This window comes from Streptomyces sp. NPDC051452 (assembly GCF_044454765.1).
Lineage (GTDB): Bacteria > Actinomycetota > Actinomycetes > Streptomycetales > Streptomycetaceae > Streptomyces.
Map to the genome: position 1 here is coordinate 114,733 of NZ_JBITEB010000022.1, position 19,082 is coordinate 133,814.

Annotated in this window: 21 protein-coding genes, 1 tRNA gene and 3 pseudogenes; 11 read left to right on the forward strand and 14 right to left on the reverse strand. The window is 72.2% G+C overall.

Features of this window, described 5'->3' with window-relative positions; translation table 11 throughout:
- Positions 1 to 7: 7 nt before the first annotated feature.
- The 6 genes from ACIBA9_RS35085 to ACIBA9_RS35110 form a co-directional block, all read right to left on the reverse strand.
- Positions 8 to 301 carry a Dabb family protein gene (locus ACIBA9_RS35085; protein ID WP_399369415.1) on the reverse strand — a complete coding sequence of 98 codons (294 nt, stop codon included), beginning with the start codon at positions 299 to 301 and terminating at the stop codon, positions 8 to 10.
- Positions 302 to 311: 10 nt separating this feature from the next.
- Positions 312 to 491, reverse strand: a complete 180-nt coding sequence (locus ACIBA9_RS35090; RefSeq protein ID WP_362149727.1) for a hypothetical protein — start codon at positions 489 to 491, stop codon at positions 312 to 314.
- Positions 492 to 700: 209 nt separating this feature from the next.
- Positions 701 to 788, reverse strand: a tRNA-Ser gene (locus ACIBA9_RS35095).
- Positions 789 to 833: 45 nt separating this feature from the next.
- Positions 834 to 1,265 carry a tRNA adenosine(34) deaminase TadA gene (gene tadA / locus ACIBA9_RS35100; RefSeq protein ID WP_362149726.1) on the reverse strand — a complete coding sequence of 144 codons (432 nt, stop codon included), beginning with the start codon at positions 1,263 to 1,265 and terminating at the stop codon, positions 834 to 836.
- Between the two features lie 65 nt (positions 1,266 to 1,330).
- Positions 1,331 to 1,870 (reverse strand): hypothetical protein, encoded by a 540-nt coding sequence (locus tag ACIBA9_RS35105; protein ID WP_399369451.1) that lies wholly within the window; start codon positions 1,868 to 1,870, stop codon positions 1,331 to 1,333.
- 322 nt (positions 1,871 to 2,192) lie between these two features.
- Positions 2,193 to 2,387 (reverse strand): hypothetical protein, encoded by a 195-nt coding sequence (locus ACIBA9_RS35110; protein WP_399369453.1) that lies wholly within the window; start codon positions 2,385 to 2,387, stop codon positions 2,193 to 2,195.
- A gap of 160 nt (positions 2,388 to 2,547) precedes the next feature.
- On the opposite strand from ACIBA9_RS35110, the gene upp reads away from it, so the two are divergent.
- Positions 2,548 to 3,183, forward strand: a complete 636-nt coding sequence (gene upp / locus ACIBA9_RS35115; RefSeq protein WP_362149725.1) for a uracil phosphoribosyltransferase — start codon at positions 2,548 to 2,550, stop codon at positions 3,181 to 3,183.
- 121 nt (positions 3,184 to 3,304) lie between these two features.
- Here the strand turns inward: upp and ACIBA9_RS35120 are convergent, their stop codons facing one another.
- The gene (locus ACIBA9_RS35120) at positions 3,305 to 3,955 is read right to left on the reverse strand and encodes a LytR C-terminal domain-containing protein (RefSeq protein WP_399369418.1); all 651 of its coding nucleotides are present in this window, start codon (positions 3,953 to 3,955) and stop codon (positions 3,305 to 3,307) included.
- Positions 3,956 to 4,052: 97 nt separating this feature from the next.
- Entirely contained in the window at positions 4,053 to 4,349 is a 297-nt protein-coding gene (locus ACIBA9_RS35125) for a type II toxin-antitoxin system VapB family antitoxin (protein WP_004943146.1), read from the reverse strand.
- A gap of 136 nt (positions 4,350 to 4,485) precedes the next feature.
- On the opposite strand from ACIBA9_RS35125, the gene ACIBA9_RS35130 reads away from it, so the two are divergent.
- Positions 4,486 to 6,066, forward strand: coding sequence for a helicase HerA-like domain-containing protein (locus ACIBA9_RS35130; protein WP_399369420.1), 1,581 nt, complete (start codon positions 4,486 to 4,488; stop codon positions 6,064 to 6,066).
- Between the two features lie 35 nt (positions 6,067 to 6,101).
- Here ACIBA9_RS35130 and ACIBA9_RS35135 read toward each other — a convergent pair whose 3' ends face one another.
- The 4 genes and pseudogenes from ACIBA9_RS35135 to ACIBA9_RS35150 form a co-directional block, all read right to left on the reverse strand.
- Positions 6,102 to 6,227, reverse strand: a complete 126-nt coding sequence (locus tag ACIBA9_RS35135) for a hypothetical protein (RefSeq protein WP_399369422.1) — start codon at positions 6,225 to 6,227, stop codon at positions 6,102 to 6,104.
- Positions 6,228 to 6,277: 50 nt separating this feature from the next.
- Complete coding sequence (locus ACIBA9_RS35140; RefSeq protein ID WP_399369424.1) at positions 6,278 to 6,580, reverse strand: hypothetical protein; 303 nt, start codon at positions 6,578 to 6,580, stop codon at positions 6,278 to 6,280.
- 173 nt (positions 6,581 to 6,753) lie between these two features.
- Positions 6,754 to 7,441: pseudogene (locus ACIBA9_RS35145) on the reverse strand (HdeD family acid-resistance protein).
- Between the two features lie 65 nt (positions 7,442 to 7,506).
- Positions 7,507 to 8,100 carry an HhH-GPD-type base excision DNA repair protein gene (locus ACIBA9_RS35150; protein ID WP_399369426.1) on the reverse strand — a complete coding sequence of 198 codons (594 nt, stop codon included), beginning with the start codon at positions 8,098 to 8,100 and terminating at the stop codon, positions 7,507 to 7,509.
- 190 nt (positions 8,101 to 8,290) lie between these two features.
- Between ACIBA9_RS35150 and ACIBA9_RS35155 the strand changes: the two are divergent.
- The 6 genes and pseudogenes from ACIBA9_RS35155 (at position 8,291) to ACIBA9_RS35180 (ending at position 14,756) form a co-directional block, all read left to right on the forward strand.
- Positions 8,291 to 10,375: pseudogene (locus ACIBA9_RS35155) on the forward strand (penicillin acylase family protein).
- Positions 10,372 to 10,983: a GNAT family N-acetyltransferase gene (locus ACIBA9_RS35160; RefSeq protein WP_399369428.1), complete on the forward strand. Its 612-nt coding sequence runs from the start codon at positions 10,372 to 10,374 to the stop codon at positions 10,981 to 10,983. Before ACIBA9_RS35155 ends, ACIBA9_RS35160 begins: the two are co-directional and overlap by 4 nt.
- Before the next feature lie 100 nt (positions 10,984 to 11,083).
- The gene (locus ACIBA9_RS35165) at positions 11,084 to 11,542 is read left to right on the forward strand and encodes a cupin domain-containing protein (RefSeq protein WP_399369455.1); all 459 of its coding nucleotides are present in this window, start codon (positions 11,084 to 11,086) and stop codon (positions 11,540 to 11,542) included.
- Positions 11,539 to 12,300: an SDR family NAD(P)-dependent oxidoreductase gene (locus ACIBA9_RS35170; RefSeq protein WP_393900472.1), complete on the forward strand. Its 762-nt coding sequence runs from the start codon at positions 11,539 to 11,541 to the stop codon at positions 12,298 to 12,300. The genes ACIBA9_RS35165 and ACIBA9_RS35170 overlap by 4 nt, the downstream gene beginning before the upstream one ends.
- A gap of 216 nt (positions 12,301 to 12,516) precedes the next feature.
- Positions 12,517 to 14,313 (forward strand): copper resistance protein CopC, encoded by a 1,797-nt coding sequence (locus tag ACIBA9_RS35175; protein WP_399369430.1) that lies wholly within the window; start codon positions 12,517 to 12,519, stop codon positions 14,311 to 14,313.
- Between the two features lie 236 nt (positions 14,314 to 14,549).
- Entirely contained in the window at positions 14,550 to 14,756 is a 207-nt protein-coding gene (locus ACIBA9_RS35180) for a hypothetical protein (protein ID WP_399369432.1), read from the forward strand.
- Between the two features lie 155 nt (positions 14,757 to 14,911).
- Here ACIBA9_RS35180 and ACIBA9_RS35185 read toward each other — a convergent pair whose 3' ends face one another.
- On the reverse strand, positions 14,912 to 15,907 hold the full coding sequence (locus ACIBA9_RS35185) for a hypothetical protein (RefSeq protein ID WP_399369434.1): 996 nt from the start codon (positions 15,905 to 15,907) through the stop codon (positions 14,912 to 14,914).
- Positions 15,908 to 16,390: 483 nt separating this feature from the next.
- Between ACIBA9_RS35185 and ACIBA9_RS35190 the strand changes: the two genes are divergently transcribed.
- Both ACIBA9_RS35190 and ACIBA9_RS35195 read left to right on the forward strand, forming a co-directional pair.
- Entirely contained in the window at positions 16,391 to 16,627 is a 237-nt protein-coding gene (locus ACIBA9_RS35190; protein WP_399369436.1) for a hypothetical protein, read from the forward strand.
- Positions 16,628 to 16,785: 158 nt separating this feature from the next.
- Positions 16,786 to 17,259, forward strand: a pseudogene (locus ACIBA9_RS35195) (ATP-binding protein); the annotation flags it as partial.
- A 321-nt stretch (positions 17,260 to 17,580) separates the two neighbouring features.
- Here the strand turns inward: ACIBA9_RS35195 and ACIBA9_RS35200 are convergent.
- On the reverse strand, positions 17,581 to 18,372 hold the full coding sequence (locus tag ACIBA9_RS35200; protein ID WP_399369438.1) for an amidohydrolase family protein: 792 nt from the start codon (positions 18,370 to 18,372) through the stop codon (positions 17,581 to 17,583).
- A gap of 93 nt (positions 18,373 to 18,465) precedes the next feature.
- Here ACIBA9_RS35200 and ACIBA9_RS35205 point away from each other — a divergent pair, with 93 nt between their 5' ends.
- Positions 18,466 to 18,822, forward strand: a complete 357-nt coding sequence (locus ACIBA9_RS35205) for a MerR family transcriptional regulator (RefSeq protein WP_399369440.1) — start codon at positions 18,466 to 18,468, stop codon at positions 18,820 to 18,822.
- Positions 18,823 to 19,082 lie beyond the last annotated feature (260 nt).

The following is a 19,082-nucleotide window of genomic DNA, read 5'->3' on the forward strand; positions in this document are numbered from 1 at the left end:
GAAGCGCTCAGAACTCGTAGTCGGCGATCACCCACGTGGCGAACTCGCGCCACAGCGCGACGCCCGCCTGGTGCGCCGGGTGCTCCAGGTAGCGCTTGAGGGCGTCCGGGTCCTCGACGGCCGAGTTGATCGCGAAGTCGTAGGCGATCGGGCGGTCGCTGATGTTCCAGGCGCACTCCCAGAAGCGCAGCTCCTCGATCCTGCCGCCGAGGGCGCGGAAGGCCTCCACGCCGGCCACGACCCGCGGATCGTCGCGCTTGACGCCCTCGTTGAGCTTGAACAGCACCAGGTGGCGGATCATGGGATGTACCTCAGCTCTTTCCTCCGTTGGCGGCCCACGTCATGAAGTCGCCGACGGCCTTGGCCGCGTCCGATATGCCCTCAAAGCCTATCTGGACATAGTCGGCCGCCTTGGCCGGGTCCGTGATGATCACGTACAGCGCGAAGACCACGAGCGCGTACACGGCGATCTTCTTCGCGTTCACCGCCACCGCGGCCTCCCCTGTGCCTGTGCCTCGTGGGCCCCTGTTGCCGGCGGCGAGTGTAACCTTCACGCCTTTTCCGGGGACCAACGGCCCGCCCCGGCGGGCCCTTTGCCCGCCGCGCGCTGTACGCAAGGGCATTCCCCCGCCGGGCGGCGCGGACTTGAGGACCGGGAACGCACGAAAGGCCCCGTCGTGAGACGGGGCCCTTTTTCGAGCGGTAGCGGAGGGATTTGAACCCTCGGTGACGGGTTACGCCACACTCGCTTTCGAGGCGAGCTCCTTCGGCCGCTCGGACACGCTACCGAGGGAGACCTTACAGCAAGGTGGGGCGTGCTTCGAAATCCGTATTCAGCGGTCCCGGAAGAACTCCGTGAGGAGTCGGGCGCAGTCCGCGGCGAGGACGCCCTCGACGACCTCGGGCCGGTGGTTGAGCCGACGGTCGCGGATCACGTCCCACAGGGAGCCGGCCGCGCCCGCCTTGTCGTCCCGGGCGCCGTAGACGACCCGGTCCACCCGTGACTGCACGATGGCGCCCGCGCACATCGTGCACGGCTCCAGGGTGACCACCAGCGTGCAGTCGGTCAGCCGCCATTCGCCGACCCGCGCGGCGGCCCGGCGGATCGCGAGGACCTCCGCGTGGGCCGTGGGGTCGCCGGTGGCCTCGCGCTCGTTGTGCGCGGCGGCGAGCACCGTCGTGCCGTCCGGGGACAGCACGACGGCGCCGACGGGTACGTCCCCGCCCCGGACGGCGCGCCCGGCCTCGTCCAGGGCGAGTCGCATCGCGTCCCGCCAGCGGTCGCGTACCGGGTCGGGACGGCCGGTGGGACCGGCGGTGTGCCGGGCGGTCAGCGGACGGTCTCCAGCACCTCCGAGGCGCCCAGGGCCTCGGCGATCGAACTCAGCGCGTCGTCTGCGTCCAGGGCGCGCAGTTCCTTCTGGCCGATGCCCAGGTCGTCGAGGATCTCGCTGTCGCCGACCGGGCTGTGCGGCACGGCGTCGGCGGAGCCGCCCTCCTCCTCGTCGTCGTCCTCGGAGTCGGACTCGCCGTCCTCCGTGCCGTCGAGGTCGAGGGCGTCCAGATCCGGTACGTCGTCGGCGCCGGGCTCCCGGCCGAGCAGTTCGTCGGTGAGCAGCAGCTCACCGTAGGCGCTGCGGGCGGCTGCGGCGGCGTCCGAGACGTAGATGCGAGGGTCCTCCTCGCCGTCCACGCGGACGACGCCGAACCAGGCGTCCTCCTGCTCGATCAGGACGAGCACCGTGTCGTCTTCGGGAGAGGCTTCCCGGGCCAGGTCGGCCAGATCCGACAGGGTTTCCACGTCATCGAGCTCTGTGTCGCTCGCTTCCCACCCGTCTTCGGTGCGCGCGAGCAGTGCGGCGAAGTACACCGTGACTCTCCCACTGGTCATAGGCGTGCCGGTTGGGGGTCCCCCCGGCGGAGGTGCGTGGGAGGGAAGAGCCTGGGCCCGAGCCCCACCCACTCGGAAATCGTGGCAGAAACAAGGCGTTCAGGGGACGTCTTCGGCTCCCTGTGTCTGGCTGTTTCGATCGTGGTTCCGATCGACCCAGCAGCGCACCCGTTGCCGCCACCTGCGGATCGTACGCGGCTTTTCCGGGCGCTCCCGCACCCCCACCCGGGGAACACCGGCGCGGGCGCGGATCTTCCGGATCGCCAACTTCCTTGCCCCGCCTTGCTCACGGCAGCGCTCCCTACCAGCGGAACGTGCGCATCCGCATCGCGTGGCGCATCCGTGCGGCCTTGGCGCGTCGCGGCTGGACCCGGGCGCGCAACGCGCGGGCCTCGGCCAGCTCCCGCAGGAACCGGGCGCGCCGGCGCCGGCGCTCGACGTCCGGCTCGGGGTCCGTCCCGGCGGGCCCGGGTTCGGGCGGCGCCGAGCCGGAGATGGAGGATCGGGCCGCGTCCCCGGTGTCCCGGCGCGCGTCCTCGGGAAGGTCAGGCAGGTCAGACACGTCACACCACCCCAGTCCGTCCCTCCCACCTTCCCTCGCACGGCGGGTTTGACGCCAGCGTCGGCGGGCTCGGAGCGCGGGTACGGTTATGGGCATGCGTCTCCACGTCGTCGACCACCCCCTGGTCGCCCATAAGCTCACCACGCTGCGCGACCGGCGCACGGACTCCCCGACCTTCCGCAGGCTCGCCGACGAACTGGTCACCCTGCTCGCCTACGAGGCCACGCGGGACGTGCGCACCGAAGCGGTCGACATCGAGACCCCGGTGGCCTCCACCACCGGTGTCAAGCTCGCCCGGCCCCGCCCGCTGGTGGTGCCCATCCTGCGCGCCGGACTCGGCATGCTGGACGGCATGGTGCGGCTGCTGCCGACCGCCGAGGTCGGCTTCATGGGCATGATCCGCGACGAGGAGACCCTGCAGGCCTCCACCTACGCAACCCGGATGCCCGAGGACCTCTCCGGCCGCCAGGTCTACGTCCTGGACCCGATGCTGGCCACGGGCGGCACGCTGGTCGCGGCGATCCGGGAGCTGATCAGGCGCGGCGCCGACGACGTGACGGCGGTGGTCCTGCTGGCCGCCCCCGAGGGCGTCGAGATCATGGAGCGCGAACTGGCGGGCACCCCGGTGACCGTGGTGACGGCGGCGGTCGACGACCACCTCAACGAGCACGGCTACATCATCCCGGGCCTCGGCGACGCGGGCGACCGGCTGTACGGCGCGGCGGAGTAACCGAGCCGTTCACCGGCCCAGGGGTCTCCCGTCGCCGTACCGGCAGGTCGGCGACGGGGGTCCGGGCGGGGGCTCGGACGGAGGCTCGGGCGGGGGCTCGGGCGGCGGTCGGCAGCCCTTCTCAGCAGCCCTTCTTCGCCGAGTCCGCCGACGGCGTGGGCGCCGGCGCGCTCAACGCGGTCAGCGCCCGGCCGGCGGCCGCCGGTTCGGTGAGCCCCTTGAACCCGTCGCCGAGGATCAGGTCGACATCGGCGCCCTTGCGCCCGGCGTCGGTGCGGCTCTCGGCCCCGGCCAGCTGGGTGGCGAGCACCGGCAGCGAGGTGGTGCCCGCCGCGGTGGGGCCGAGGAGCACCCCGGCTCCCTTGACCTTCTGGTCGAAGTCCTTGGACGCGTTGCCCACGGCGCCGATCCTGAAGCCGCGCTTCCTCAGCTCGTCCGCGGTCTGCTTGGCGAGTCCGCCGTGCTTCGTGGCGTTGTAGACGTTCACGGTGATCCGGCCCGGCGCGGGCACGTCCTTCACCCGGGCCGCGGGGGCGGCCTCGGTCCTGGGCCGGCAGTGCGCCTTGCGGCCGGCCGCCGTGGTCTTCATGCCGCCACCGGTGAAGACGTCGATGAGCTGCAGAGTGCCCCAGCCGACCAGGCCGAGGACGGCGACGGACGCCACCACGAGGGCCAGGAGCCTGGCCCGGCGCCGGGGTGGTCGCATCCGCGGATAGGTGTCCCCCGTGATCCGGTACTTACCGCCCATGCCCGGGGGAGTCAGCATGCTCATGGGCGCAGCGTAGTGCGCCCGAGCGTCGATGCCTATTAGATGATCAGTGGATGCCGCTCAGCGGAACCCGAAAGGCCCAACGGTCGTGCCGGCCGGGTCAGTCCAGCTCGAGCACGCGCGCGTGCAGCACCTGGCGCTGCTGGAGGGCCGCGCGGACGGCGCGGTGCAGACCGTCCTCCAGATACAGGTCGCCCTGCCACTTCACGACATGCGCGAAGAGGTCGCCGTAGAACGTCGAGTCCTCCGCCAGCAGGGTCTCCAGATCGAGCTGCTGCTTGGTGGTCACCAGCTGATCGAGGCGGACCGGGCGTGGCGCGACATCCGCCCACTGCCGGGTGCTTTCCCGGCCGTGGTCGGGGTACGGCCGGCCGTTTCCGATGCGCTTGAAGATCACACGGAAAGCCTACCGGCCCAGACGTTCCGGGCGCAGCCATGGTGGCGGAGTGCGACGCTTGAAAAGATGCCGCAAAACGGCCATATGGGCTACTACCGGAGACGGTGGTGGCCGCGACCGGGAACAGGGGCCGCAGATGAGTGACCGTGAGACCGTGCCGCCCGCCACCCCCGCCGGGGCCGACTCCCTGCCCGACGAGGCGCGGAGGATCGCCGCCGGGTACGACTTCACCGGCCCCGCCCTCGACCTCGGCGCCCTCCTGTGGGACGGGCGGTGCCAGGCCGGAGCGCCGGTCCGCGTCCCGCTGGCCATGCTCAACCGGCACGGACTGGTCGCGGGCGCCACCGGTACCGGCAAGACCAAGACCCTCCAGCTGATCGCCGAGCAGTTGTCGGCGCGGGGCGTGCCGGTCTTCCTCGCGGACGTCAAGGGGGACCTGTCCGGCATCGCGCGCCCCGGACAGCCGGACGACCGGGTGCGGCAACGGGCGGCCGAGGTGGGCCGGCAGTGGACGCCGGCCGGCTTCCCCGCGGAGTTCTTCGCGCTCGGCGGACTGGGCCACGGCATCCCGGTGCGCGCGACCGTCACCAGCTTCGGGCCGGTGCTGCTGTCGAAGGTGCTCCGGCTCAACCAGACCCAGGAGCAGTCGCTCGGCCTGATCTTCCACTACGCCGACACCAAGGGCCTGGAGCTGATCGACCTCAAGGACCTCAGGGCGGTCGTCGCCTTCCTGACCTCGGACGAGGGCAAGGGGGAGCTGAAGGGCATCGGCGGTCTGTCCAGCGCCACGGCCGGGGTGATCCTGCGCTCGCTCACGGCCTTCGAGGCGCAGGGCATGGCGGACTTCTTCGGCGAGCCGGAGTTCAACACGGCCGGCTTCCTGCGCACCGCCGAGGACAGCCGGGGGATCGTCTCCGTCCTCGAACTCCCTGCCGTGCAGGAGAAGCCGGGGCTGTTCTCCACGTTCCTGATGTGGCTGCTGGCCGACCTCTTCCACGACCTGCCCGAGGTCGGCGACGTCGACAAGCCCAAGCTGGTCTTCTTCCTCGACGAGGCGCATCTGCTGTTCGACGGCGCCTCCAGGGCGTTCCTGGACTCGATCACGCAGACCGTGCGGCTCATCCGCTCCAAGGGGGTCGGCGTCTTCTTCGTCACCCAGTCCCCGAAGGACGTGCCCGCCGAGGTGCTCGGTCAGCTCGGCAACCGCGTCCAGCACGCCCTGCGCGCCTTCACACCCGACGACGAGAAGGCCCTGGCGGCCACCGTGCGCACCTTCCCGAGGTCGGCCTACGACCTGGAGGAAGTGCTGACCGGCCTCGGCACCGGCGAGGCCGTGGTGACCGTGCTCGGCGAGAACGGCGCCCCCACCCCGGTCGCCGCCACCCGGCTGCGGGCCCCGGAGTCCCTGATGGGCCCGGTGGACGCGGCCGAACTGGACCAGGCGGTCCGGGCGTCCTCGCTCCACGACCGTTATGCACAGGCTGTGGACCGCGAGTCGGCGTACGAGCGGCTGAGCGCGCGGCCGTCCGAGGAGCGGGAGCCCGCTCGGCGGCAGTCCGGGGCCGGTGCGCCCGCCAAGGCGCCGAAGGAGGAGCCGTCCCTGGTCGAACAGGTCGTGAGCAGCGGGATGTTCAGGTCCCTGGCCCGCTCGGTCGGCACCCAGATCGGCCGTGAGATCACCCGTTCCCTGTTCGGCACGGCCCGGCGGAGGCGGTGACCCGTCCCCCGCCGGTGTGCGTGCCGGTTGCGGGTTCAGCGTTGCGGTTCCTCGGGGGGTCGCTGCGGTTCCGGTCGGCGCTGGTCCGGCTTGGCCGCCGTACCGCGCCGGGCCTCCGCGCGCAGCAGGGCGCGCAGGACGGCGTAGGGGTCCATGGGCATGGCTGTGCTCCTTGCGTCTGCCGGCTGACCTGTGCGGGGGCGCGGGTCTGTCAGCAGCGCAGGACCACCGTGCGCGGCAGGGAAGGGGCGTGCGGTGCCGGGAGCGCGGCGGCATGCGGACGGGCCGTGGACGGGGCGGGCGCCGGGTCCGGGAGGGGAGCGGGCCGCTCGGGTACGTCGGCCCGGTGCACGGCACGGGCGGGCGGCCGCAGGGCGGCCTCGAGGCCCTCGTGCTCGGCGTTCTCGGCGGCCGCCCAGAGCGCGGGCGCCACCTGGGCCTGGACGTGCGCGGTGGGCACCCACAGGGCGAGCAGCAGCACGAGCGCCCGCAGCCGGAGACGGCTACGACGCATGCCCCTGGTCCCGATCACGCCGGATTTCTGCCCGGGGCGGCCAGGGGCCGCTGCACCCCGGGCCCGAGATTCGCTGGCACGGCGTAGTCGCGGGGCGCCCGGTTGACGCCGGTGCCCGGTGGCCCGGCGGCGGGGTGCGGACCACGTCCGGCGCGGTGCGGTGCGGCCGGGGTTCACACCGTCCGCGGTACCTGCTTGGCGCGGCCGCGGATGCGGATCGCGGTGACGATCTCCACGACGCCCACCGCGACCAGCCAGATGCCGCTGACGAGGGTCAGCACCGCCACGGACCGGAAGGGCGAGTCGATGAGCACGATGCCGGCGATGAAGGTGACGATCCCGAGGAAGACCTGCCAGCCCCGGGCGGGCATCCGGGAGTCGTGGATCGCGGCCAGCGTCTGGGTGATCCCGCGGATCAGCCAGCCGATGCCGATCCACAGGGCGAGCAGCAGGATCGACTGCATGGGCCCGCGGAAGCAGAACAGGCCCAGCACGATCGACAGGGCGCCGCTGATGAAGGCCAGCACGCGCAGCGAGGTCGCGCGGTGCGTGCCGAACGCGGACGCCAGCTGGAAGACGCCGCTGATCACGAGATAGAGGCCGAACAGGACACCGGCCGTCAGGAGGGAGGCGCCGGGCCAGATCAGTACCAGGACCCCGAGGATCAGCGAGGCGATCCCGGTGACCAGTACGACCTGCCAGGCGGCCTGGGAGAGGGCGTGCAGGGGGCCTTCGAGCGGCTGCTCGGGCTCATGGCCGCCGCTCGGCGTGTGGCGCCGGACGCGTGGGCGGCTCCTTGTGGACGTGCCGGTCGTCGAACTCGCGGTCCCATCCGGGGCCGTGGTTGGGTGCCTCGGTCATGGTCCATGCTGGGATCGCGGCGCGTGGCCGCGCCACCCGGGTGGGCCACCCGGGGCACGCGTCCGCTATCCGCCCGCGGCCTTGGCGGCCTTCGCCGCCGCCTTCGTCTCCTGCTTGTGGGCCCGCACCCTGGCCAGCGACTCGGGCCCGGTGATGTCGGCGACGGACCGGAAGGACCTCGCCTCCCCGTACGCGCCCGCCGCCTCCCGCCAGCCCTCGGGTGTGACGCCGAGCCGTTTGCCGAGCAGCGCGAGGAAGATCTGTGCCTTCTGCTTGCCGAACCCGGGCAGGTCCTCCAGCCGCTTCAGCAGCTCGGCGCCGCTGCCGACGCCCCGCCAGACGGCCTCCGCGTCACCGTCGTAAGTCTCGACGAGGTACCGGCACAGTTGCTGGACGCGCTTGGCCATCGATCCCGGGTAGCGGTGTACGGCGGGTTTCACGGAGAGCAGCGCGGCGAAGGCCTCGGGGTCCATCGCGGCGATCTCGTGCGCGTCCAGGTCCTCGGCGCCGAGCCGGTCCGCGATGGTCCGGGGCCCCTTGAACGCCCATTCCATCGGCACCTGCTGGTCGAGCAGCATCCCCACCAGTGCGGCCAGCGGGGAGCGCCCGAGCAGCGCGTCGGCCTCGGGGTCCTGGGCGAGATGCAGGGTGACGTCCATACGTAGATGATCCCGCGCCCCCACTCACCCTGCGCCCCCACCCACCCCGCGCGCCCTCCCGACCCCGCGCCCTGCCGCCCCCGCGCCCTCCCGACCCCGTCCCTGGCCCATGGCCGCTCCCGGGTCGCGTACCATTCCCGCACATACACTTAGGCAAGGCTTACCTAAATCAGTCGAGGGGATTCCCCGGGTGACCACCGAGACCTACCGAGACGCCTGGGGCGTCCCCCATCTGCGCGCGTCCGGCGCCCGCGAACTCGCCCACGCCCAGGGCCGGGTGACCGCCCACGACCGGGCCTGGCAACTGGAGGTGGAGCGCCACCGCGCGCAGGGCACCTCCGCCGCCTTCCTCGGTGCCGGCGAACTCTCCTGGGACGTCCTGGCCCGCCAGGCCCGCCTCGACGACACCGCCCGTCGCTGCTTCGCCGCCCTCGAACACCGGGACCCCGAGACGGCCGACTGGGTCCGCGCGTACGTCGACGGAGTCAACGCCGGCCTGCCCGCCGGCGCCCGCCGCGCCCCCGAGTTCGCCCGCGCCGGCCTCACCCCCGGCCGCTGGCAGCCCTGGACGCCGCTCGGCGTCTGGCTCGCCACCCACATCCTCTTCGCCGGCTTCCCCGCCAAGCTCTGGCGCGAGCAGGTGATACGGCACCTCGGCCCCGACGCCGTGGGCCTGTTCGCCACCGACGGTCCCGGCACCGCCGGCAGCAACGGCTGGCTCGTCTCCGGCGACCGCACCGACACCGGCCAGGCCCTCATCGCGGGCGATCCGCACCGCTTCATCGAGGACCCGGGTGTCTACCAGCAGATCCGCCTGGCCTGCCCCGAGTTCGACGTCGTCGGCATCGCCGTGCCCGGGATCCCCGGCCTCGCCCACTTCGGCCACACCGGCACGGTCGCCTGGGCCATCACCAACGCCATGGCCGACTACCAGGACCTCTACCGGGAGCGGTTGCGCCGCACCGGCACCGGCGTCGAGGCCCTCGGCCCGGACGGCACCTGGCGGCGCGCCACGCGCCACACCGAGACCGTGGAGGTGGCGGGGGAGCCGGCCGCCGAGATCGAGATCATCGAGACGGACCGCGGCCCGGTGATCGCCGGCGGACCCGGGGGACCGGAGCCGGGCTTCGCCGAGGCCCTCGCCCTGCGCTACCCGCCGCGCGTCACCGGGGACCTGGGCTTCGGCGCGCTGCTCCCCCTCCTGCGCGCCCATACCGTCGCCGACGTCGACCGAGCCCTCGACGCCTGGGCCGAGCCGGTGAACGTCGTCCAGGCCGCCGACACCGAGGGCGGCCTGCTGCACCGCGTCGCCGGCCGCGTACCGGTGCGCGCGCGGGCCAACCGCCTGCGTCCCGTCCCCGCCTGGGAACCCGGCCACGAATGGGACGGCACGCACGCGACCCCGTACGCCGGCCTGACCGACGGGATCGCGGTCATGGCCAACCAGCGCGGCCCGGCGGCCCCCCTGGGCGCGGAGTTCGCCGCGCCGCACCGTGCCACCCGCATCCGCGCCCTCCTCGACACGCGCCCCACCTGGACCGCCGACGACATGGCCGCGATCCACACCGACACCCACCTCGGCTCCGCCGGCCCCCTCCTGGACCACCTCGCGGCCCTCGACGGACTCGGCCCCGAGGCGAGCGCCCTGCGCGACCACCTGTTCGCCTGGGACCGCCGCATGGACGCCGACAGCACCGGCGCGGCCGCCTACGCGGCGGTGCGCGGCGCCGTCGTACGCCACCTCGCCGCCCACCCGGCGTTCGCCCCGCTCGCCCGGACCCCGGCCTACCCGGATGTGCTGCGGCCGTGGCTGGCCCTCGTCCCGCGCATCGCCTACGCCCTCGAACACCTGCTGCGCGCCGAGGAGCTGTACGGCATCGACCGCCCGGCGATCGTCCGCGCGGCCCTGGAGGAAACGGCCGCCGAACCGCCCGCCGGCACCTAGTCCGACACCCATCGACTGGCCGCCTGGCGGGCCCTGCCGGACGAGCCGGGCCCGTCGTACGCCGCTCCCGGTCTGGGCGGCGACCACGACTGCGTGCTGTGCACCTCGGCCGTCCCCGGTCTCACCGACCGCGCCGCCCGCGGTCCGGCCGCCCGCTACGTCTGGGACCTGGCCGACCGCTCCCGCAGCCGCTGGGTGGTGCCCTTCGGCGCCGACGGCGTCCCGGACGCCCCGCACCACCACGACCAACTCCCGCTGTGGCTCGCGGGGGAACTGGTCCCCGTCGTCACCGACTGGACCCTGCTGGAACGCACCGAGGAAGTCCGATGACCGACCTGTACGAAGAGCGTGTCCCCGGTTACGGCACCGTCCGCGTGCGGCCCCTGGACCCGGAGGCGGACGCCGGCCTGATCCACACATGGGTGAGCGAGGAACGCGCCGTCTTCTGGGGGATGAACGGCCTCACCCGGGATCAGGTGTCCGAGGTGTACGTCCACTTGGCCACGCTCGACACCCACCACGCCCACCTGGTCACCCGCAACGGCGAGCCGGCCGCCCTGCTGCAGACGTACGAACCCGCCGCCGACCGGGTGGGCGAGTGCTACGAGGTACGCCCCGGCGACCTCGGCGTCCATCTGCTCCTCGCCCCAGCGGGCGACGGGGGCCGCCGCCCGGGCTGGACGGCCGACCTGCTGACGGCGATCGTCAGGTACACACGGGTGGCGCTGGGGCGGCGCCGGATCGTGGTCGACCCGGACGTCGACAACGTCAAGGCGATCGCCCGTTTCGAACGGCAGGGCTTCCGGTGCGGGCCGGTCGTCGTCCTGCCCGAGGTGGACCTCCCCGACGTCCACCTGCCGCCGAAGCGGGCCCAACTGGCCTTCCTGGACCTGGAGGTAGCCTTCCCGGGTGACAAGGCCCGACGCATCGACGCCTGAAGAGCCTGAAGCGACCGAAGAGCCGGGATCTCGGGGATCTCCGGGATCTCGGGGATCCTCTCAGGGGTTCGGCGAGGACCACGGGACGACGGCGCGGGAGCTGATCGCCCATTACGGGCTGGAACCCCTCCCGCGCGAGGGCGGCCTGTTCCGGCGCACCTGGGCGGGCCCCGAACGGCCGGACGGCCGGCCCGAGGGCTCCGCCATCGTCGTACTGCTCACCGCCGACGACTACTCCGCGCTGCACCGCCTGCCCACCGACGAGGTGTGGCACCACTACCTGGGCGATCCGCTCCACCTGCTGCTCCTGGCCCCCGACGGCACCACCCGTACCGCCGTCCTCGGCCCCGCCCCACGGCACGGCCAGCACCTCCAGCTGACCGTGCCGGCCCACACCTGGATGGGCGCGCGGGTGGCCCCGGGCGGTGCGTGGACGTTCTTCGGCTGCACGATGGCACCCGGATTCACCTACGCGGACTACGAACACGGCGACGCCGACGACCTCTCGGCGCGTTACCCGTCCCGGGCCGCCCTGATCAGGGAACTGTGCCGGCCATGAGCCTGCTCGACGGACGGACGGCGCTGGTGACCGGCGCGGGCGGCGGTATCGGCCGGGCCATCGCCCTGCGCTTCGCCGAGGAGGGCGCGGCGGTGGCCCTGCACTGCCGCACCGCGTTCGCCGCCGCCGGGGAGACCGCCGCGCGGATCAGGGACCTGGGCGGCGAGGCGGTCGTCCTGCGGGCGGACCTGGCCGACGAGGACGCCTGCCACCGCCTGATCGGCGAGACGACCGACTGGTCCGGCGGCCGGCTCACCACCCTCGTCAACAACGCGGCCGTCCAACCCGTCCAACCCCTGCCCGGGATGACGGCGGCCGCATGGCGCTCGGTGGTCGACACCGACCTCACCAGCGTCTTCGCCTGCACCCAGGCCGCCGCCGCGCACATGCGCGCACACGGGGGCGGCACCATCACCCACATCGCCTCCATCGAGGCCGGCCACCCCGCGCCGGGGCACGCCCACTACGGCGCCGCCAAGGCGGCGGTGGTCGCGCACGCCCGCGCGGCGGCCCTGGAGTACGGCCCGGACGGCATCCGCGTCAACACGGTCTCGCCCGGCCTCATCCAGCGGGAGGGGCTGGAGCGGGCCTGGCCGGACGGCGTACGCCGCTGGCTCGCCGCCGCCCCCACCGGCCGCCTCGGCCGCCCCGAGGACGTGGCCGACGCCTGCGTGTTCCTCGCCTCGCCGCTGGCCTCCTGGATCAGCGGTCACGACCTGGTGGTGGACGGCGGAGTAACGGCCCGCCCGACGTGGTGAGCGAAACGCCGGGACCGCGCGTACGTAGAGGGGGTTCGGCCTCCCGGAAGCGCGCGGAGGCCCGGACGGGTACGGCGGGACGGGCGGCGGTGGCGGGTGACGACGGGAGCGGCGGGGTTGCGCGACGGACACCGATGGTCAGGGCGGCGGCGCACGCCACCCCACGCGGACCGCTCGCCACGACGGCACACGCCGCGCGCCGGTAACCCGTGGCCGATGCGGCCGGCGCCGCGCGCCGGTGGCCCGTGGCCGAAGCGGCTGACGCTGGTCTGCGCGGGCCTCCTGCTGATGGTGCTGGGCGTTGCGGCCCCCGCCTCCGCGCACGCCGCCCTGCGCGGGGCCGACCCCGCCGACGGAACCGTCCTGCGGACGGCGCCCCGGCACATCACCCTCACCTTCACCGAATCGGTCGGCCTGCTCACCGATTCCTTCCGGATCTACGACCCCGGCAACCACCGCATCCGCACGGGCCCCGCCGACCACGCCCCCGGCCGCTCGGACACCGCCCGCGTCGCCCTCCCCGCCAAGCAGGCCCAGGGCACCTACACGGTCGCCTGGCGGGTCGTGTCCGCCGACAGCCACCCGGTGTCCGGCGCGCTCACCTTCTCGGTCGGCAAGCGCACGGCGACCGCGGCGGCTTCGGTGCCGGACCGCACCGAGAACCCCGCCACGGCGGCCCTCTACAACATCGCGCGCTACCTCGCCTACCTCTCCGTGGCCCTGCTGCTGGGCGCGGGGGCGTTCGTGGCGTACTGCCGTCCGCCCGCGCCGGGCCCGCTGCGCACCCCCGCCCTGATCGCCGTCGGCACGCTGCTCGCCGCGACGGTGGCACTCCTGCTGTTGCGGGCCCCGTACGAGGAGGGCACCTCCCCCGCGCACGCCCTGTCCTTGTCCTCCCTCGGCCACACGGCGACGACCCGCACCGGCGAACTCCTGCTGGTCCGGCTGACGGCGCTGCTGCCGGTCGCCGTCCTCCTGGTGCTCGCCCGGAACCGCCGCGCACCGCGCCGACGCCGCGCCGTCCTGCTGGCGGCCGCCGTCCACGCCGTGCTCCTCGCCCTGACCTGGGCGGCGGCCGAGCACGCCTCGGCGGGCATCCAGGTCCCGTCGGCGATCGTCTCGGCCACCCTCCATCTGCTGGCCATGGCGGCGTGGCTCGGCGGCCTGGCCGCCCTCCTGCGCATGCCGCACCGCACCGCACCGCTGCCGGTCACGGTCCTCACCCGCTTCTCCCGGCTCGCCTTCACCTCGGTGACGGTCCTGGTGCTGACCGGCGTCTACCAGTCCTGGCGGGGCCTGGGTTCCTGGCAGGCGCTCACGGACACGACGTACGGCCGTACCCTGCTGGCCAAGCTGGCCGCGGTGAGCGCGCTGCTGCTGGCCGCGGCCTGCTCGCGCACCTGGACGAACCGGCTGGCGAGGGCGGGCGCGGCCGCGGGGAAGGCTCCCGCGCGCGTGCCCGAGCCGGCCACCGGCCCGCCACTGCCCACGGAACCGTCCCCGCCCGCGCCGCCCCCCGCGGCCGCCCTGCACCTCCTGCGCCGCTCGGTGCTGGCCGAAGCGGCCGTGGGCGTGCTGGTCCTGGCCCTGTCGACGCTTCTGACCAACACCCTGCCCGGCCGGGTGGCCCTGGAGGCGGCGGACTCCGGCGCGCCGACGGCCGGCATCCCGGCGACGTCCGTCAGCACGGTCCCGTTCGACGTCGGCACCCCGGGCGGCCGCGGCAAGGTCCAGATCACCCTGGACCCGGGCCGGGTCGGCCGGAACTCCGTCCAGGCGGTCGTCTACGGTCCCGACGGCGGCCTGGCCGCGGTCCCCGAACTCCGGATCTCCCTCACCCTGCCCGCCCGGCGCCTCGGCCCCCTGGACACGAGGATCACCGACCGCGGCGGCTACTGGGCGGCCGACTCCTTCGACCTGCCGATCCCGGGCACCTGGACGATGAAGGTGACGGTCCGCGTCTCGGACGTGGACCAGGTGACGACGACGACACGGATCCGGGTCCCCCGCTAACCGGACAACGGCCCGCCCGCCCATGCACTCCGCGGAGTGTCGGGAGGTGTCCAGGGGAGACGGCAAGCAGGAGGGCGCCTTTCCACAGGTCGACAGGCCTGTCCGACGGGTCGCGTCACCGACCCCGCGTCCGACGGCGCTTTCACCCGAATGGCGCAACATGACGTGCCACCCACATGGGTGAAGATCAAGCTGATGAGTGCCCCAACCGAGGCAATCCGTGAAAGGGAAACCACATGCGCACTCGACGAATCCTCGCCGCCGTCATCGCTACGGCAGCCCTCGCCGGACTCGGCCTCACCGGCGCTGCCACCGCCACCGCCGCCGCACAGGGTGCCCACTCCTACGTCACCCCGTCCGAGTGCAGGCAGGGCGGCGGAATGGCCGATCTGAAGGACAACGTCTGCAAGGGCGGCACGCACGACGGCGAGCGGGTCGACTGAACCTCACGACAACGAGGGCCGAGAGATGTCGAAGGGCCCCGCTGCAAATCCCGCTGCAAAGCAGCGGGGCCCTTCGACATCGTGCCCGGTGAGGCACTGGCGGAGGATACGAGGCCAGACACCCGCGGGTGACTCGCCATGCTTGGGCCGACGGGTCACGCGCGATGGAAGACGTCGAGTGGGCCGTAAGCAGTCGACTTGCTGTTAGCCAGCTCAGGGTGGTTGCGAACGCGGTCCCGGAGGATGCCGACGGTGTCGGGCCACACGGTTGGCTGTGCTCCGGCGCCCGTCAGGATGCGGCCCCAGTCCTCGGCCGCGGAGACGCCGGTGCGGTCGATGACGAAACCGAGGCAGTGGTCCGAGTCCTGGTCGAGGGTGCGAACCAGGGCGGCGACTGCGTCCTCGCGGTCAGGAGCAGGGATATCGCTGATCTGGAAGACGAGCTTCTGGATATTGCCGTCCAGGCACTGCACGGTCACGGCAAGGGACTCGTCGCGCCCCATCCAGCCCTGAAACTCGACATTTCGGTACTCGTCCGAGGTCAGCGCTGAGAGGAGGGTGTGGACCCCGCCCACCAGCGGCTCTCGCTTGCCCTGGACCGTGTCGCGGAAGCCGAAGAGATTGTCCGTGAGCGGGTGTTGGACGAAGAGCCCCGAGGTCGCCAGCTGGTCGATCAGGTTCTGAGCGGAAGCGCGGGTAAGGGCGGTCCGATACCAGATGAAGAAGCCCTTGGCCGTGGCTGCGTCGGCCGCCGCGGTGGCTCTGGCATTCTCGCCGAGGCACTCTTCGAAGATCGCCAGGGCCTGTTCGCGGGGGACCGGGGGGCTGACGTAGTTCCTCGCCCGGATGTGGGCGGCGAACTCGGGGAGCAAAGCGACGTGGTGTCGCCGTACGTAGTAGGCGAGTTCGGTGGGCCACACGTAGGTGCCGTCCGTGATCAGGGAGCCGGCGCCGGTGATCCAGACGTCGTCGGCGATGACGTCGCGCTCGGCGCCCATGACCGTGTAGATCTCGTGGCTTGCTTCGAGGTAGGCGAGCAGTCGTTCTTCGTCCCGCTCGCCGGTGCTGCGCGCGGCGTCCCGGAGGGAGGGGGCCGCCGCTCCGTCGTCGGCTCCGCCGAGTTCTCGGTAGAACCCCGCCTGCTCGATCATGGTGTCTCCAGTCCTGCCTGCCACCTCCCGGCCCGGGTCATCGATCAGATCATGGAGGACATGACCTGGTGGCGCCTACCGGGCAGCGATGTGAGGCGCATGCGCCAGTGCGGGGTGCTGCCGGTTGCTTGGGTTGCTGTACCGCGCTGCTGTACCGCCGCCTGAGGTGCGAGCGGCCGTCCGGTACGTGACGCCGAACACGGACACGTGTGCGCAGAGCTCTCATGAGCTCTCATTAACACGCCATTCCAGATACGAGGCGTACAGCGGCGCAAGGCGGTGCCTGAGCCGATAGCGCGGGCCAACGGAGCGTTTGGACACTCGCTGCACCTCTAGCGCTAGGGCCTGTCCGACGGGTCGCGTCACCGGCCCCGCACCCGACAGCAATGTCACCCGAACGGCCTACCATGACGTGTCGCCCACATGGATGAACATCAAGCTGAGTGGTGTCCCAACCGAGGCAATCCGTGAAAGGCGAACCAAATGCGCATTCGACGAGTCCTCGCCGCCGTCATCGCCACGGCAGCCCTCGCCGGGGTCGGCCTCGCAGGCGCCCCCACCGCCACCGCCACAACCGCCACTGCCACAACCGCCGCCCCCGCCAGCCTCACCCCCGGTGAGTGCGAGCAGGGCGGCGGAACGGTCGATCGGTCGAACTTGTCCTCGGCCCATCTCCCGACCTGCAAGGGCGGCAAGTTCAACGGGCAGGAAGTCGACTAAACCCCACTAGGCGCCCCGCAGCCACGCGCTGCGGGGCGCGCTCCCACGCGAGCGTAGCCGGGAGAGCCGACGGCAGCCGGCGACGGGTCTGCTGGAAGGTGTCGATGCCGACGAGGTGCAGGACGCGGGGTGTGAACGGGGTAGTGAAGGCGGCCGTTATGGAATCAGCCCCTGTGGGCGAGGAGGGCACCACGCCAGGGGAACAGGCCATCCAGACCACAGTGGCCTTGGACGGGACCGGCACGGTCATTGCCGAGGCACGGCACCTGGCCGCCGGATTCCTGACCCGTGTCCAGGCCGACCACGGCCTGCCGGTCTCCCAGCGCGCCGTGGACGTGACCCAGCTGGTGGTGAGCGAGCTGGTCACCAACGCCCTCAAGTACGCTGCGGGACCACTGCTGCTGGACCTGCGGATCGCCGGTGAAACGGTCGAGGTCGTCGTGTGGGACTCCGACCCGGTACTGCCCATCGCCCGGGCCGCGGACGCCGGCCGGGTGGGCCAGCACGGCCTGGAGATCGTCATGGCCGTCGCCCAAGGCTTCGAAGCACAGCAGGAACCCGTCGGCAAACGCATCACCGTCCGCATCGCCCTGCTGAACGACCCAGGCGGTGCGGTCACCGGACGACGCCCCCTATGGGGGCACGGCGCCGAGCTCCACAGATCCGTCACCCAAGCAGCCTGGCAGCGAACGGGTACTCCAGCCTCCCTGGCGTTCCTAGCGGTTCCCGTACGAGCCGGCATCTGTCTGGCACGACCGCTTCGTCCCGAACTCTCGGCTGGGTGGTCATTGAGGTCTGGTGGGCTGGTCAGCCGACCATCGACGGCTTCTGACGGTCGGCTGCGGTCACGGTGGTTGCTGTACTTCGCTGCTGTACAGCAACCCACCGCCGTGCCGAGGGATACGGCTGACGGCGCTCTGGACGACGTGGCGCTGCCTCGTGCGGAACAGTCCTCAGGTGAGCTGGAGGAGCCGGGCGGCCGTCCCTCCCAGCACCATGTCCCGTACCTCACCTGGTGTGGTGACGCGCTCGACGGTCGCGCGAGTGAGGACCGGGTCTCCGTAGGGGGCGTCTGAGCCGAAGAGGGTCCGGTCCGGGAGCTCCTTGATGGCCAGCCGGACGGCAAAGATCAGGTGGGCCGTCGACAGTTCCAGGAACATGCTGGGGGTATCCCGGACCAACTCGATCGCGTCCATCCAGTTCAGCCCCCCGAGTTGGCTGATGACCAGGGGCGCGGTCGGATACCCGGCCGCCAGACGGGCCAGAGTCCGCAGGTCGTCCGCCGTGGTCGGTGCGAATCCGTGAACGACCACGGGCAGGCCGCCGTGGTCCGCCGCCGATCGCAACACCGGCTCGATGAGGTCTGCCCGTCCGGGAGGTGGTGTCAATTCCCCGATTCCTCGCAGGCCGTGCCCGACCACCTCCCGGTCGATTATCTCGGCGATCCGATCTGCCGGCAGGTCCAGCGGCACACTCCTGAAGCCGATGAAACGGTCAGGGTAGGCGGCCAATACCGTATCCAGCTCTCGCCACGCGGTCCGGTACCCCTCGACCCCGTTCGCCCGGCCTCCGATCGCCTTATCCAGAACAGCCATCTCGCGACGCAACATCTCCAGGTTCGTGGCCCGTTCCGGGTGCGGCCGTGTACTGAAGAGGACTGCGCGATCCACTCCGGCGTCGTCCAGCAGCGCGATGTGATCCTCAACCGGGTCGTGGACATGACTGTGCGCGTCAATGATCATCATTGTCTCCCTGTGCGAGGTGGCCGGCCCGGAATGTGACCGGCCCGAGCAGCGTTGCACCCTGACACCGTTGGAAGGTCAAGTGGAAGAGCAGACATGCTGATCGGGGAGCTCTCACGCCGCACGGGAGTCGGCGAACGCCTCCTGCGTTACTACGAGCGCGTCGAGTTGATCCGGTCGGAACGACGCGCGAACGGCTATCGCGACTACGCCGAGGAAACCGTCGAAACCGTGCGCCAGATCCGCGCCCTGCTCGCCGCCGGCCTTCCCACACGCATCATTCGCCGGGTCCTCCCCTGCACTGCCGACGACACCACCTTGCGCCCGTGCCCTGGTGTCCTCGACCAACTGCGTGCCCAACTCAACGACTTGGACCGTCGCGCCACCAGCCTGGCGGCGGCCCGAGAGCTGCTGCGCCGGACGATCACCGTCGCAGAGGAGCGCAGCGGCTGAACGGCGAAGACATCGTGAGGACGGCCGATGCCTATGTCCTGGCGTGCCGACTCCCGGCGAGGTGCTGGCGCTGAGCGACGCCAGGCATTCAGGTAGGGACATATTCGGGCCCGCTTACTTCTTCTTGCCCTGAGTCTTGCCGGGGATCTTGGTGAGCTGGGTTTTTGCTGGTCGTGTGTCACGAACGCTGAAGGAGGCGTCGATGTAGGAGCTTCTGGAAGCGGTGCTGTGCAGGAGATGGAGGTAGGTCCTCCGGGGTC

Coding starts and splice junctions, on each gene's coding strand:
- ACIBA9_RS35150 (WP_399369426.1), bottom strand. CDS start 8,100: ATGGACGTCACCCTGCATCTCGCCCAGGACCCCGAGGCCGACGCGCTG.
- upp (WP_362149725.1), top strand. CDS start 2,548: ATGCGTCTCCACGTCGTCGACCACCCCCTGGTCGCCCATAAGCTCACC.
- ACIBA9_RS35120 (WP_399369418.1), bottom strand. CDS start 3,955: ATGAGCATGCTGACTCCCCCGGGCATGGGCGGTAAGTACCGGATCACG.
- ACIBA9_RS35200 (WP_399369438.1), bottom strand. CDS start 18,372: ATGATGATCATTGACGCGCACAGTCATGTCCACGACCCGGTTGAGGAT.
- ACIBA9_RS35175 (WP_399369430.1), top strand. CDS start 12,517: ATGCGGCCGGCGCCGCGCGCCGGTGGCCCGTGGCCGAAGCGGCTGACG.
- ACIBA9_RS35205 (WP_399369440.1), top strand. CDS start 18,466: ATGCTGATCGGGGAGCTCTCACGCCGCACGGGAGTCGGCGAACGCCTC.
- ACIBA9_RS35140 (WP_399369424.1), bottom strand. CDS start 6,580: ATGCGTCGTAGCCGTCTCCGGCTGCGGGCGCTCGTGCTGCTGCTCGCC.
- ACIBA9_RS35185 (WP_399369434.1), bottom strand. CDS start 15,907: ATGATCGAGCAGGCGGGGTTCTACCGAGAACTCGGCGGAGCCGACGAC.
- ACIBA9_RS35180 (WP_399369432.1), top strand. CDS start 14,550: ATGCGCACTCGACGAATCCTCGCCGCCGTCATCGCTACGGCAGCCCTC.
- ACIBA9_RS35190 (WP_399369436.1), top strand. CDS start 16,391: ATGCGCATTCGACGAGTCCTCGCCGCCGTCATCGCCACGGCAGCCCTC.
- ACIBA9_RS35160 (WP_399369428.1), top strand. CDS start 10,372: ATGACCGACCTGTACGAAGAGCGTGTCCCCGGTTACGGCACCGTCCGC.
- ACIBA9_RS35170 (WP_393900472.1), top strand. CDS start 11,539: ATGAGCCTGCTCGACGGACGGACGGCGCTGGTGACCGGCGCGGGCGGC.
- tadA (WP_362149726.1), bottom strand. CDS start 1,265: ATGCGACTCGCCCTGGACGAGGCCGGGCGCGCCGTCCGGGGCGGGGAC.
- ACIBA9_RS35130 (WP_399369420.1), top strand. CDS start 4,486: ATGAGTGACCGTGAGACCGTGCCGCCCGCCACCCCCGCCGGGGCCGAC.
- ACIBA9_RS35135 (WP_399369422.1), bottom strand. CDS start 6,227: ATGCCCATGGACCCCTACGCCGTCCTGCGCGCCCTGCTGCGCGCGGAG.
- ACIBA9_RS35085 (WP_399369415.1), bottom strand. CDS start 301: ATGATCCGCCACCTGGTGCTGTTCAAGCTCAACGAGGGCGTCAAGCGC.